Source organism: Pseudomonas sp. Root329 (genome assembly GCF_001424925.1).
Classification (GTDB): domain Bacteria; phylum Pseudomonadota; class Gammaproteobacteria; order Pseudomonadales; family Pseudomonadaceae; genus Aquipseudomonas; species Aquipseudomonas arabinosi.
Window position 1 is genome coordinate 457,992 of record NZ_LMCV01000001.1, and the last position, 12,854, is coordinate 470,845.

Consider the following 12,854-nt stretch of genomic DNA (forward strand, 5'->3'; position numbering starts at 1 on the left):
CCATGCTCAATACGCTGCGCAAGATCGTCCAGGAAGTTAACTCCGCCAAGGATCTCAAGGCGGCGTTGGGGATTATTGTGTTGCGCGTCAAAGAGGCCATGGGCAGCCAGGTCTGCTCGGTCTACTTGCTTGACCCAGAGACCAACCGCTTCGTGCTGATGGCCACCGAGGGCTTGAACAAGCGCTCGATCGGCAAAGTCAGCATGGCACCCAACGAAGGTCTGGTCGGCCTGGTCGGCACGCGTGAAGAACCCCTGAACCTCGAAAACGCCGCGGATCACCCGCGCTACCGCTACTTCGCCGAGACCGGTGAAGAGCGCTACGCCTCATTCCTCGGGGCTCCGATCATTCACCACCGTCGCGTCGTCGGCGTGTTGGTCATTCAGCAAAAGGAACGTCGCCAGTTCGATGAAGGTGAAGAAGCCTTCCTCGTGACCATGAGCGCACAGCTCGCCGGCGTTATCGCCCACGCCGAAGCCACCGGTTCGATCCGGGGCCTGGGCCGTCAGGGCAAGGGCATTCAGGAAGCCAAGTTCATCGGCGTACCGGGTTCGCCGGGTGCGGCGGTCGGTACTGCGGTGGTCATGCTGCCGCCGGCCGATCTGGATGTGGTGCCCGACAAAACCATCACCGACATCACCGCCGAACTTGGGTTGTTCAAGACCGCCATCGAAGGCGTGCGCGCCGACATGCGCGCCTTGTCGGCCAAGCTGGCGAACCAGTTGCGCCCGGAAGAGCGCGCGCTGTTCGATGTCTATTTGATGATGCTCGACGATGCCTCGCTGGGCAGCGAAATCACCACCGTGATCAAGACCGGTCAGTGGGCCCAGGGCGCGTTGCGTCAGGTGGTCACCGAACACGTCAACCGTTTTGAATTGATGGACGACGCCTACCTGCGTGAGCGCGCCTCCGACGTCAAAGACCTTGGTCGACGCTTGCTGGCTTATCTGCAGGAAGAGCGTCAACAGACCCTGGTCTACCCCGACAACACCATCCTGATCAGCGAAGAACTGACGCCGGCGATGCTCGGCGAGGTGCCGGAAGGCAAGCTGGTCGGTCTGGTGTCGGTACTCGGTTCCGGCAACTCCCACGTGGCGATCCTGGCGCGAGCCATGGGTATCCCGACGGTGATGGGCCTGGTCGACCTGCCGTATTCCAAGGTCGACGGCATCCAGATGATCGTCGACGGCTACCACGGCGAGGTCTACACCAACCCGAGCGAAGTGCTGCGCAAGCAGTTCGCCGAAGTGGTCGAGGAAGAGAAGCAACTGGCCCTCGGGCTGGATGCACTGCGGGACTTGCCGTGCGTGACCCTCGATGGTCACCGCATGCCGCTGTGGGTCAACACCGGTTTGCTGGCGGACGTGGCGCGGGCGCAGAAGCGTGGCGCTGAGGGTGTCGGTCTGTACCGCACCGAAGTGCCGTTCATGATCAACCAGCGCTTCCCGAGTGAAAAAGAGCAGTTGGCGATTTATCGCGAGCAGCTCGCCGCGTTCCACCCGCAACCGGTGACCATGCGTAGCCTGGACATCGGCGGTGACAAGTCGCTGTCGTACTTCCCGATCAAGGAAGACAACCCGTTCCTCGGCTGGCGCGGTATTCGCGTCACGCTCGACCACCCGGAAATCTTCCTGGTGCAGACCCGCGCCATGCTCAAGGCCAGCGAAGGCTTGAACAACCTGCGGATTCTGCTGCCGATGATCTCCGGCACCCACGAGCTGGAAGAAGCCCTGCACCTGATTCACCGGGCCTGGGGCGAAGTCCGCGACGAAGGCTGCGACGTGCCCATGCCACCGATCGGCGTGATGATCGAAATTCCGGCGGCGGTTTATCAGACCAAGGAACTGGCGCGGCAAGTGGACTTCCTGTCGGTCGGCTCCAACGACCTGACCCAGTACCTGCTGGCTGTAGATCGAAACAACCCGCGAGTAGCCGACCTCTACGACTACCTGCACCCAGCGGTGCTGCAAGCCCTTCAGAGCGTGGTGCGTGACGCTCATGCCGAAGGCAAGCCAGTGAGTATCTGCGGTGAGATGGCCGGCGATCCGGCGGCGGCGGTGCTGTTGATGGCGATGGGCTTCGACAGCCTGTCGATGAACGCCACCAACTTGCCGAAAGTGAAGTGGATGTTGCGTCAGATCAACCTGAGCAAGGCCAAGGAATTGCTCGCCGAACTGATGACCATCGACAACCCGCAAGTTATCCACAGCTCGCTGCAACTGGCGCTGAAGAACCTTGGGTTGGCGCGGATGATTAATCCGGCTTCGGCGAAAACCCTCTAAACGTTCAGCGGCCCCTTCGTCGGAACGCCGCCCGGAGCAAGCCCGCTCCCACATTGGATTTGTGATCGACACAGATCCAGTGTGGGAGCGGGCTTGCTCGCGAAGGCGTCAGTCCTGACAGCGCTAAACCCTGATCTCCACTTCTCCCAAATGCCCGCCATACGGCCCAAAACTCCGCTCAACCATCCACCGTGTCCCATCCGCCTGAACAATCAACGCCGTACTCGCCCGCGTCCCATAAGTCGGACTGGCAATAAACACACTCGATAACAACGTCTCGGTCGCTAAGCCAACCCCGGTATCTGGCAGTTCGGCAAATGGCGCCGTCAGCGGATCATTCAGCAACGCCAATAAAGCCTGGGGTTGCGGATCGTCCAGCACTTCCTCCAGCGCTGCCCGCGCCTTGAGCAGTTTCGGCCACGGCGTATCCAGCCCGGCGTTCGACAATCCATAAACCCCCGGTGGCAGCATCACCGCCTCAGTCTCCCGGGCATTGAAGTGCCACAGTTCGTTGGCATTACCGATCAGCAGGTTAAATCCGGCATATTCCAGCGAACGTCCGACAACGTCCGCCAAGTAGTCATCTATCGACAGGTCGCCGGTCAGGAATCGCGCAACCAGCTCTCCTCGCGACTTGCGCGCGGGCGGCTGATGCGGATCGCGGATATTGGTCAGTGCGGCGAAGCGTCCATTGGCGCCAACACCGAGCCAGGTGCCTCCCGCCTCCAGATCACGACCGGCATGCACGTGCGGTGCTTCGGGCCATTGCGCCAGGGGCAGGCTGGGCCGGGCATAGAATTCGTCGCGGTTGGCCGCCACGATCAGCGGCTGGGCGTGACCCGGTCGCCAGGCGAAAACAATCAGGCACATAAGGTAGTCCTTGTGTGTTTTCTGCCCACTCTACTCAGACATCGTGTGGGTATCCATCGCCATCCAGTGGAGCTTGAGGCCATGCATCCGTTACCATGCCGCTCTCATTTGGGGATGCGCATGGAATTTCTGCTCTATCTGGCGCTCGGCGCCTGTGCAGGTGTGCTGGCCGGGCTGTTCGGGGTCGGCGGCGGGATCATTATCGTTCCGGTGCTGGTTTACAGTTTCAAGCTGCAAGGGTTCGATCCGTCGATCCTCACGCACCTGGCGGTCGGCACGTCCCTGGCGACAATCATATTTACCTCGGTCAATGCGATTCGCGAACATCACCGTCGCGGTGCCGTGCGTTGGCCGATTTTTGCCTGGATGACCCTCGGTATTCTCATCGGTGCCGGTTTCGGCGCGCTGACGGCTGAAGCGATCTCCGGGCCCAACTTGCAGAAAATCATTGGCGTCTTTGCGCTGGTCATCGCCGCGCAACTGGCACTGGATTTCAAACCCAAGGCCAGCCGAACGGTGCCGGGTAAAGTCGGTCTGACCGTGGCCGGCAGTGTGATTGGCTGGGCCTCGGCGATTTTCGGGATTGGCGGCGGCTCGCTGACGGTGCCATTTCTGACCTGGCGCAGCGTACCGATGCAGCAAGCGGTGGCGACTTCATCCGCCTGCGGCCTGCCGATTGCCTTGTCCAGTGCATTATTTTTCATGATTCTGGGCTGGCACGATCCGTTGCTGCCGGCCCATAGTCTCGGTTTTGTTTATTTGCCGGCGCTGCTGGGGATCGCCCTGACCAGCATGTTCTTCGCCCGCCTCGGCGCACGACTGGCCCACAGCCTGTCGCCGAAGTTGCTGAAAAGACTGTTCGCCGCTTTGCTGTTCTGCGTGGGCCTGAATTTTCTGCTCTGACGCACCGCAATCCTGACTTAATCCTGGCGTGACAGCGTCGCCCGGGAATTTTGAAAGTTTCAACTCTAACAAGGAGTCGCAATGCTGCCTTACCCGCAGATCGACCCGGTGGCATTGGCCATCGGTCCGCTGAAAATCCACTGGTACGGCTTGATGTACCTGATCGGCATCGGCGGCGCCTGGCTGCTGGCATCGCGCCGGCTGAACCGCTTCGACCCGACCTGGACCAAGGAGAAACTCTCCGACATGGTGTTCTGGATGTCGATGGGCGTCATTGTCGGTGGTCGCTTGGGTTATGTGCTGTTTTACGACCTGAGCGCCTACATCGCCAACCCGCTGCTGATTTTCGAAGTGTGGAAGGGCGGCATGTCGTTCCATGGCGGCTTCATCGGCGTGATGTTGGCCGCGTTGTGGTTCGGTAAAAAGAACAACAAGTCGTTCTTCCAGCTGATGGACTTCGTCGCACCGATGGTGCCGATCGGTCTGGGCGCCGGACGTATTGGCAACTTCATCAACGCCGAATTGTGGGGCAAGGCCACCGATGTGCCGTGGGCGATGGTCTTCCCGACCGATCCGGCGCAACTGGCGCGTCACCCGTCACAGCTGTACCAGTTCGCCCTCGAAGGCGTGGCGCTGTTCGCCATTCTCTGGTTGTTCTCGCGCAAGCCGCGGCCGACCATGGCGGTGTCCGGGATGTTCGCGCTGTTCTATGGCATCTTCCGTTTCATCGTCGAATTCGTCCGCGTACCGGACGCGCAACTGGGCTATCTGGCCTGGAACTGGCTGACCATGGGTCAAGTACTTTGCGTGCCGATGATCGTCGGCGGTCTGTACTTGATCTGGCTGGCGTATCACCGTGCACCGGCGGCTCCAGCGGCGGCCGTATAAATTCGAACCCCGGGGCGACGGTCCCGGGTTCAAGGACACAGGTAACTCATGAAGCAATATCTCGAACTGGTCGCCCACGTCATCAAGAACGGCACCAAACAGGCCAACCGCACTGGCGTGAACACCATCAGCTTCCCTGGCGCGATGCTGCGTTATGACCTGAAGGAAGGTTTCCCGGCGATCACTACCCGCAAGATGGCCTTCAAATCGGCTATCGGCGAGATGTGTGGTTTTCTGCGCGGGGTGAACAACGCCGCCGAGTTCCGTGCCTTGGGCTGCAAGGTCTGGGATCAGAACGCCAACGAAAACGCCCAGTGGCTGGCCAACCCGTTCCGTCAGGGTGAAGACGACCTCGGCGAGATCTACGGCGTGCAATGGCGTAAATGGCCGGCGTACAAGCAGATCCCGGTCAGCAACCAGGCCGCTATCGAACAGACCCTGAGCCAAGGTTATCGTCAGATTGCTGAAGGCGAAGAGGACGGTCAGGCCTACGTGGTGCTGTACAAGGCGATCGACCAGATCCGCCAGTGCGTCGACACCATCATCAAAGACCCGGGCAGCCGCCGCATCCTGTTCCACGGCTGGAACGTCGCCCAGCTCGATGAAATGGCTTTGCCACCGTGCCATCTGCTGTACCAGTTCCACCCGAATGTGGAGACGAAGGAAATCTCCCTGACCCTCTACATCCGTTCGAACGACCTGGGCCTGGGTACGCCGTTCAACCTCACCGAAGGCGCCGCGCTGCTTAGCCTGATCGGTCGTCTGACCGGCTACACGCCGCGCTGGTTCACCTATTTCATCGGTGATGCCCACGTCTACGAAAACCACTTGGACATGCTGAATGAACAGCTCAAGCGCGAGCCGTTCCCGATGCCGAAACTGGTGATTAGCGACCGTGTGCCGGAGTTTGCCAAGACCGGTGTTTATCAGCCGGAATGGCTGGAGTTGATCGAGCCGAGCGATTTCTCGCTGGAAGGCTACGAGCACCACGCCCCAATGACCGCGCCGATGGCGGTTTAAAGTTCAACACTGAACCAATGTGGGAGCGGGCTTGCTCGCGAAGAGGCCATAACATTCAACATCCATGTTGACTGTCAGACCGCCTTCGCGAGCAAGCCCGCTCCCACATTTGATTTTCGGTGGCCTTAGTGACCGTGGCTTCTCCCTACATGGGAATGCTCAACCTCCGTCGCCACAACCCCGCCACTGACCTCCAGCCGCTGCAAAATCCCGCACTGATCGATATCCGGCCCTTCGCTGCAACGTTGGCGCAGGTCGAGCAGTTGTGTCTGCAACGCCATCAACCCATCAATCCGCGCTTTGACGTGATGAATGTGTTCGTCGATCAGCGCATTCACGCTTTCACACTGATCTTGCGGGCTGTCGCGCAGGGCCAGCAGGCTGCGGATTTCTTCCAGGGTCATGTCGAGGGTGCGGCAGTTGCGGATGAAAGTAAGGCGCTCGGCATGGGCCTGGGTGTAGACGCGGTAGTTGCCGTCGCTGCGGGCCGGCTCCGGCAGCAGGTTCTCGCGCTCGTAGTAGCGAATGGTTTCCACGGCGCAGTCGGTGAGTTTGGCCAGTTCTCCGATCTTCATGACGGCAATCTCCAAATAGGTGCTTGACCCTATAGTGGCTACAGGGTCTTTACTTGGCAACAGGCACCTTTCCGGACGCGACCCAATGAGCGATTCCCTTCACACGAACAAACCCGAGGCTGATCACGATCACGATCACGATCACGATCACGATCACGATCACAGCCACAAGCTGCAGCCTGTGCAGAAACATGAGCATGGCGGCCACGGGGATTCTTGCTGTTCGTCCAAAGTGGCGGCACCGTCGCTGATCAAACTCAGCGAAACCCCAACGGCTGGCGCGCGACTGAGCAGCTTCCGCATCGACGCCATGGATTGCCCGACCGAACAGACGCTGATCGAGAACAAACTCGGCAAAATCGTGGGCGTGCAGCAACTGGAATTCAACCTGATCAACCGCGTATTGGGCGTCACCCATGATCTGCCGAACACCGCGCCGATCATCGACGCCATCAAGTCCCTCGGCATGCAGGCCGAGCCGCTGGAGCAGGGAGTTGAACCGCCAGCGCCGACCCCCGAGAAAAAGCCCTGGTGGCCCTTGGCACTGTCCGGTATCGGCGCACTCGCTGCCGAAGTGATCCACTTCACCAACGCCGCGCCGAACTGGGTTGTAGCGGTCATCGCGTTGATTTCGATCCTCAGCGGCGGCCTCGGCACCTATAAGAAGGGCTGGATCGCACTTAAAAACCTCAACCTGAACATCAACGCGCTGATGAGCATCGCGGTGACTGGCGCGATCCTGATCGGTCAGTGGCCGGAAGCGGCGATGGTGATGTTCCTGTTTACCGTGGCCGAGTTGATCGAAGCCAAATCCCTGGACCGGGCGCGCAACGCCATCGGCGGCCTGATGCAGATGACCCCGGAACAAGCCACGGTGCAGCAGGCCGACGGCAGTTGGGTCGAGCAAGACGTCAAAGCCATCGAGCTGGGCGCGCGAGTGCGGGTGCGTCCCGGCGAGCGGATTGGTCTGGACGGTGAAGTGGTGGCGGGCAGTTCGACCATCGATCAGGCGCCGATCACCGGTGAAAGCCTGCCAGTGGAGAAGACCATCGGCGATAAAGTCTTCGCCGGCACCATCAACCAGACCGGTTCCCTGGAGTACTCGGTAACCGCAGCGGCCAACAACTCGACCCTGGCGCGAATCATCCACGCCGTGGAACAGGCCCAGGGCGCGCGGGCACCGACCCAACGTTTCGTCGACAGCTTCTCGAAAATTTATACGCCAGCGGTGTTTATCCTGGCGCTCGCGGTGGCGGTGATTCCGCCACTGTTTATGGGCGCGCTGTGGTTCGACTGGATCTACCGGGCGTTGGTGTTGTTGGTGGTTGCCTGCCCATGTGCGCTGGTGATTTCTACGCCAGTGACCATCGTCAGCGGCCTCGCGGCAGCAGCGCGCAAAGGCATTCTGGTGAAGGGCGGCGTTTATCTGGAGGGCGGTTACAAGCTCGATTACCTGGCCTTGGACAAAACCGGCACGATTACGCACGGCAAACCGGTGCAGACCGATTACCTGTCGCTTGATCCAACCGCTGACGCATCAGCTCCGGCGATTGCAGCGGCGCTGGCCGGTCGCTCCGATCACCCGGTGTCCTTGGCCATCGCCAACGCGGCTGTGGATAAACAACTCGCGCCGCTGACTGTGGATAACTTTGAGGCGCTGGCCGGTCGCGGTGTGCGCGGAGAAATCAATGGTCAGGTTTACCACTTGGGCAATCATCGTTTAGTGGAAGAACTGAACCTATGCTCGCCTGCACTGGAGGAAAAGCTGTTCGCGCTGGAGAAGCAGGGCAAGTCCGTGGTGCTGCTGCTCGACAACTCCGGCCCCTTGGCGCTGTTCGCCGTGGCCGACACCGTAAAAGAGTCCAGCCGCGAGGCGATCCAGCAACTGCACGACCTGGGCATCAAAACCCTGATGCTCACCGGCGACAACGTCCACACCGCTCAGGCGATTGCCGCGCAAGTCGGCATCGACGAGGCCAAGGGCGATCTGCTGCCGACCGACAAGCTGCAAGCCATCGAAGCCCTTTATGCACAGGGCCATAACGTCGGCATGGTCGGCGACGGCATCAACGACGCACCGGCGCTGGCGCGAGCCGAGATCGGTTTTGCCATGGCAGCGGCGGGCACCGATACCGCCATCGAGACCGCCGATGTCGCCCTGATGGACGATGATCTGCGCAAGATTCCGACCTTCATCCGGCTGTCACGGCAAACCTCAAGCATCCTCAAACAGAACATTGCCCTGGCATTGGTCATCAAAGCGATCTTTCTTGGGGTAACCTTCGCCGGGATCGCCACTATGTGGATGGCGGTGTTCGCCGACATGGGCGTGAGCCTGTTGGTGGTGTTTAACGGTTTGCGCCTGTTGCGTAAATAAGCGATGAGGAAAGGGTGTGCTGAGTGCCGAGCTGAAGGCGTTTTACATGGTTGCCCGCCTGGGCAGCATTACCCTGGCGGCGAAAAAACTCGGCCTGAGCCAACCCACGGTGACCACGCAGATTCGCAATCTGGAAAGTCAGTACTCGGTTGAGTTGTTCTACCGTGGCGGCCGCCGCCTCAGCGTTAGCGATGAAGGTGCGCGGCTGCTGCCGATGGTCAAGGCGCTGTTGCAGCAGGAAGCCGACATCGAGTTTTTCCTGCGTAACAGCGGTCAGGTCCAAGGCACATTGCGCATCGCCGCTACCGCGCCGTATTACATCCTCGACCTGGTGAAGACCTTTCGCGAGCGCTTGCCGCAGGTGGAAGTGTCGGTGGAAATCGGTAATTCCCAGCAGGTGCTTGAAGCGTTGGAGGATTACCGGGTGGATGTTGCTGCGTCTTCGCAGTTACTGGAGGATGCGCGGCTGATTCGCCGGGTACTCGGCAGCGATCCGCTGGTGCTGGCGGTTCATCGCAATCATCCGCTGGCGGTTCACGATCATGTTCCTCTGAGTGCATTGGCCGGGCATACCTTATTGATGCGCGAATCGGGTTCGACCACTCGACGTCTGACCGAGGAATTGCTGGCCAGCGCCGGGGTGAGTTTCGGTCCGCTGCTGGAGATTGGCAGCCGTGAGTCGATCCGTGAGGCGGTGTTGCGCAACATCGGCATCAGCATCATTGCCCGGCAGGAAGTGCCGCATGATCCGCAACTGCGCGTGTTGACCATCGAGAATGCGCCGCAGATTCCCGAGTATTTGTACTGCCTCAAAGAGCGAAAAGGCGCGCGACTGCCGGCGGCGTTTCTGGGGTTGGCGCAGGAAATGGCCCCGGCTTAAGTCCTGCGGTGACTGTGCCGGCCTCTTCGCGAGCAAGCCCGCTCCCACAGGGGGACGCATTCCAATGTGGGAGCGGGCTTGCTCGCGAAGGCGCCAGATCAAACAACACAGAACCTGAACCCCCAACCCAAATCCCTGAATACCACTATCAGCCGTTTTTGCCTCACTGCCACATGACGGACGCATTACAAATCTAGGATGGCCTTCATCTGCTTGATGAGGCCTGTCCATGAACCACTCGATCGCAACTGCCCTGACCAACCCTGGCGCCCCGATGAAAGTGCGCGGCGTGCAGAAACACTTCGGCGCCTTCACCGCGCTGGATAACGTTTCCCTCGACGTGGCGGCCGGTGAGCTGGTGTGTCTGCTCGGTCCGTCGGGCTGTGGCAAAACCACTTTGCTGCGCTGCATCGCCGGTCTTGAGAAACAGGACAGCGGCGAGTTGTACCTCGGCGATCGCGACGTTTCCCACCTGGCGCCCCAGGCTCGGGACTACGGCATTCTGTTTCAGTCCTACGCGCTGTTCCCCAATCTCACCGTCGAAGCAAACATCGCCTACGGCCTCGCCGGCAGTGGTCGTGATGAAGTGCGCAAACGTGTCGGTCAGATGCTGGAGCTGGTCGGCCTGATCGGCAGTGAGAAAAAGTACCCCGGCCAATTGTCCGGCGGCCAACAGCAGCGCGTCGCACTGGCTCGGGCCCTGGCGCCGGCGCCTTCGTTGCTGCTGCTGGACGAACCGATGTCGGCCCTCGACGCCCGGGTTCGCGAGCATCTGTGCACCGAATTGCGCCAACTGCAGCGCAACCTCGGCATCACCACCCTGATGGTCACCCACAATCAGGACGAAGCCATGCTGATGGCCGACCGCATCGCCGTGATGAACAACGGCAAGGTCGAGCAATACGCCACGCCACAGGAAATCTACGATCGCCCGGCGACGCCGTTTGTGGCGGAGTTCGTCGGCCAGGGCAACTGGCTGCCATTCCAGCGCAGCAGCGACAGCCATGCTCAGGTCGGCGGGATGAACATGCGCCTGGCCGACGGCAGCGCCAAAACCGCGTCCGGACGTTTGTTCTGCCGCCCGGAAGCGATCAACGTCAACCCGCCCGTGCATGAAGAAAACCTGTTCCCGGCCAAGGTTCGCGAGATCACCTTCCTCGGCAACCGCTGCCGCATGAGCTTCGAACTCGATCAACTGCCAGGCCACGCATTGCTGGCCGAGCTCGCGCCGGAAGCCATGCCACGCCTCGGCGCCCAGCAGATCATGGTCGCCTTGCCGCCACGCAGCCTGCAGGTGTTTGCCTGATGAGCGCGAACCTCGCGCTGCCGATACCGCACAAGCAGGTTCGGCAGACCTCCCGTGCCGAGATCGGCGACCGGGTGTTCGTGGTCGGCGGCAAGGTCCTGTTACTGGCGTTGCTCGGCGTTGCGGTGCTGATGCCGTTGCTGGCGATCTTCTGGCGCGGCTTCAGTTCGGAAGCCGGGCAGGGCGGCGGTCTGGTGGCCGCCCGTGAATTGGTGACCAGTGCGAATTTTCATTGGCTGCTGGGCAATAGCCTGAAAGTTTCCCTCAGCGTGGCGGCGATTGTCGTACCGCTGGCCTACCTGTTTGCCTACGCGCTGCAACGCACATTGATTCCAGGCAAAGGCATCTGGCGCGGCATGTCGCTGTTGCCGCTGATGGCGCCGTCGATGTTGCCGGGCATTGCGCTGGTTTATCTGTTCGGCAACCAGGGCATGCTGCGCGGTTTGCTCTCGGACAATATCTACGGCTTCTGGGGCATTGTTCTCGGTGAGGTCATCTACACCTTCCCACACGCGCTGATGATTCTGCTGTCGGCGCTGTCCCTGGCGGATGCGCGACTCTTCGATGCCGCCTCCAGCATGGGCGCCAGTCCGGCAAAAGCTTTCCGCAGCATCACCTGGCCGGCGACTCGTCAGGCTGTGTTCGCGGCGTTCTGTCTGGTGTTCACCCTGACCATCACCGACTTCGGCGTGCCCGTGGTGGTCGGTGGCGATTATCAGGTGCTGGCGCTGGAAGCCTATAAAGCCGTGGTCGGCCAGCAACAATTCGGTCGCGGCGCGTTGATCGGCATGGTCCTGCTGTTGCCGGCGCTGTTCAGTTTTGGTGTCGACGCCTGGTTGCGTCGGCGTCACGGCGACTCCATGAGCGGCCGGGCGCAGGTCTTTCAACCGGCGCCGTCGAAACTGCGGGACGGTTGCTACCTGGCCATCGTGCTGCTGATCTGCGCGGTGTTGCTGCTGGTGTTCGGCATGGCGGTGTACTCGTCGCTGGTGAAATTCTGGCCGTATAACCTGTCGCTGTCGCTCAATCATTACCAGTTCAACGACACGGCGGGCGGTGGCTGGCTGGCCTATGGCAACAGCGTGAAGATGGCCTTGTGCACGGCATTGATCGGCAGCGTGCTGATCTTTACCGGCGCGTACCTGATGGAAAAAACCAAGGGCCAGCGCGGGCTGAATCTGATACTGCGCATGCTCAGTTTCGTACCGATGGCGGTGCCGGGTCTGGTGCTGGGTTTGGGTTATGTCTTCTTCTTCAACCTCACCGGCAACCCGCTGCATGTGCTCTACGGGACCATGACCCTGCTGGTGGTCTGCACCATTGCTCACTATTTGACCACCGCGCAAATGACCGCGACCACGGCGCTGCGCCAACTCGACGCCGAGTTCGAAGCCGCCGCGCTGTCGCTCAAGGCGCCGCTGTATCGGCATTACCTGCGCGTCACCGTGCCGATCTGCCTGCCGGCGCTGCTGGACATCGTGCGTTACCTGTTCGTCTCGGCCATGACCACCGTTTCGGCGGCGATCTTTCTCTACAGCCCCGACACCATCCTCGCGGCGGTGGCGGTGCTGAACATGGACGACGCCGGCAACGTCGGCGGCGCGGCGGCGATGTCGACCCTGATTCTGTTCACCTCGGCGGGCGTGTCCCTGCTGCTGGCCTGGGCCTCGCGCGGTTTGCTGCGCCGCTCCCAGGCCTGGCGGCAGACCGCGCCCGGTCACTGATTTCCAATCCCGCAACCTCAACTCAAAAC

The 12,854-nt window shown here is 61.0% G+C and carries 10 protein-coding genes; 8 read left to right on the forward strand and 2 right to left on the reverse strand.

Annotated features, from left to right (window positions below):
• Window positions 1–2 precede the first annotated feature (2 nt).
• On the forward strand, window positions 3–2,282 hold the full coding sequence (gene ptsP, locus ASC74_RS02120) for a phosphoenolpyruvate--protein phosphotransferase (RefSeq protein ID WP_056738869.1): 2,280 nt from the start codon (window positions 3–5) through the stop codon (window positions 2,280–2,282).
• A gap of 123 nt (window positions 2,283–2,405) precedes the next feature.
• On the opposite strand, the gene ASC74_RS02125 is transcribed toward ptsP, so the two are convergent.
• Complete coding sequence (locus ASC74_RS02125) at window positions 2,406–3,152, reverse strand: NRDE family protein (protein WP_056738875.1); 747 nt, start codon at window positions 3,150–3,152, stop codon at window positions 2,406–2,408.
• Between the two features lie 120 nt (window positions 3,153–3,272).
• Here ASC74_RS02125 and ASC74_RS02130 point away from each other — a divergent pair, with 120 nt between their 5' ends.
• The 3 genes from ASC74_RS02130 to ASC74_RS02140 all read left to right on the forward strand — a co-directional run bounded on the left by ASC74_RS02130 (window position 3,273) and on the right by ASC74_RS02140 (window position 5,963).
• Window positions 3,273–4,055 (forward strand): sulfite exporter TauE/SafE family protein, encoded by a 783-nt coding sequence (locus ASC74_RS02130; protein WP_033060544.1) that lies wholly within the window; start codon window positions 3,273–3,275, stop codon window positions 4,053–4,055.
• A gap of 81 nt (window positions 4,056–4,136) precedes the next feature.
• Window positions 4,137–4,943, forward strand: coding sequence for a prolipoprotein diacylglyceryl transferase (lgt, locus tag ASC74_RS02135; protein ID WP_056738876.1), 807 nt, complete (start codon window positions 4,137–4,139; stop codon window positions 4,941–4,943).
• 48 nt (window positions 4,944–4,991) lie between these two features.
• A complete protein-coding gene (locus ASC74_RS02140; protein WP_033060541.1) occupies window positions 4,992–5,963 on the forward strand; it encodes a thymidylate synthase in 972 nt (323 codons plus the stop codon).
• Between the two features lie 125 nt (window positions 5,964–6,088).
• Here the strand turns inward: ASC74_RS02140 and cadR are convergent, their stop codons facing one another.
• Window positions 6,089–6,538 carry a Cd(II)/Pb(II)-responsive transcriptional regulator gene (cadR, locus tag ASC74_RS02145; RefSeq protein WP_056738877.1) on the reverse strand — a complete coding sequence of 150 codons (450 nt, stop codon included), beginning with the start codon at window positions 6,536–6,538 and terminating at the stop codon, window positions 6,089–6,091.
• 85 nt (window positions 6,539–6,623) lie between these two features.
• Here cadR and ASC74_RS02150 point away from each other — a divergent pair, with 85 nt between their 5' ends.
• The 4 genes from ASC74_RS02150 (at window position 6,624) to ASC74_RS02165 (ending at window position 12,825) form a co-directional block, all read left to right on the forward strand.
• A complete protein-coding gene (locus ASC74_RS02150; RefSeq protein WP_056738878.1) occupies window positions 6,624–8,915 on the forward strand; it encodes a heavy metal translocating P-type ATPase in 2,292 nt (763 codons plus the stop codon).
• A 16-nt stretch (window positions 8,916–8,931) separates the two neighbouring features.
• Window positions 8,932–9,795 carry a LysR family transcriptional regulator gene (locus tag ASC74_RS02155; RefSeq protein WP_056738879.1) on the forward strand — a complete coding sequence of 288 codons (864 nt, stop codon included), beginning with the start codon at window positions 8,932–8,934 and terminating at the stop codon, window positions 9,793–9,795.
• Window positions 9,796–10,024: 229 nt separating this feature from the next.
• A complete protein-coding gene (locus ASC74_RS02160; RefSeq protein ID WP_056738882.1) occupies window positions 10,025–11,101 on the forward strand; it encodes a putative 2-aminoethylphosphonate ABC transporter ATP-binding protein in 1,077 nt (358 codons plus the stop codon).
• Window positions 11,101–12,825 (forward strand): putative 2-aminoethylphosphonate ABC transporter permease subunit, encoded by a 1,725-nt coding sequence (locus tag ASC74_RS02165; protein WP_056738884.1) that lies wholly within the window; start codon window positions 11,101–11,103, stop codon window positions 12,823–12,825. Before ASC74_RS02160 ends, ASC74_RS02165 begins: the two co-directional genes overlap by 1 nt.
• Window positions 12,826–12,854: the final 29 nt, after the last annotated feature.